This is a genomic window from Candidatus Latescibacterota bacterium (genome assembly GCA_019038625.1).
In the GTDB taxonomy this organism is placed as follows: Bacteria; Krumholzibacteriota; Krumholzibacteriia; order Krumholzibacteriales; family Krumholzibacteriaceae; genus JAGLYV01.
In genome coordinates this window covers 1-1009 of sequence record JAHOYU010000161.1, presented here as the reverse complement: position 1 = coordinate 1009, position 1009 = coordinate 1, and the positions used below count along the sequence as shown (strand labels likewise).

Sequence of the window (1009 nt, the reverse complement as noted above, 5' to 3'; positions counted from 1 at the left end):
TACGCTTTCGGCATTTTGGGGTAACGGGAAATATCGGTCAAGAGCCTGGTTCAGGGTTATTCCAAGGAAGAATCAATCCCGAAATCTTCCAGTGATTTACTGGGAAAACGACCGTCGACTAGGGAATATTACTTAAGTAATTGCGATATGTGCCGACAGGAAAGTGCGTTGGAAAAGCAGTGTGCGGGTTTCCGAGCCCGAACTTTCAGACCAAGTTTTTGCACTTAGGAGAGAAAAAATGAAGAAAATTATGATCTTCCTGGTTTTGATGGTCTTCGTGGCCGTGAACCTGCCCCAGGGAGCTTTGGCGGAAGTCAAGGTTGGCATTCTGGCCAAGCGCGGCGCTCCGAAATGTATGCAGAAGTGGGGAGCCATGGGCGCATATCTGACCGAACAGATCGGCGACAAAGTCAAGATCGTGCCCCTGAAATTTGAGGCCATTGAACCTGCCGTTGCCGGCGGCAAGGTGGACTTTGTCCTGGCCAACAGCGCCTTCTACGTGGGGCTGGAAAAGAAAATGGGCGTCAAGGCCGTGGCCACCCTCATCAACTCCCGCAAGGGAAATGCCCTGAGTGAATTCGGCGGGGTCATCTTGGTGAAGGCGGACAGTCCTATCCAGAACCTGGCGGACATTAGTGGCAAGAAGTTCATGGTCGTCAAGAAATCGTCCTTCGGTGGAGCCCAGATGGCCTGGCGTCTACTCATGGACAACGGCATCAATCCGGAAACCGATTGCGCGGAATTTATGATGGGCAGCAAGCATGACAACGTTGTGCTGGCGGTGTTGAACGGGGTCTGCGAAGTGGGTAGTGTACGAAGTGACACCATGGAGCGCATGGCCGACGAGGGTACGATCAATATGGCTGACTTCCGCATCATCAACCAGGTCGAGGGTGATTTCCCGTTCGTGCATTCCACCAGGTTGTATCCCGAATGGCCTATGGCAGCTTGTGCCCAGACCGATCAGGCCATCACCGACAAGCTAGTGACCGCTCTCAAGAGTATGGAC

At 53.1% G+C, this 1009-nt stretch carries 1 protein-coding gene; it reads left to right on the top strand.

What is annotated here, in order from left to right; genetic code table 11:
* Positions 1-238: 238 nt before the first annotated feature.
* On the top strand, positions 239-1009 hold a 771-nt coding region (locus KOO63_11945), incomplete at its 3' end, for a phosphate/phosphite/phosphonate ABC transporter substrate-binding protein (protein MBU8922521.1).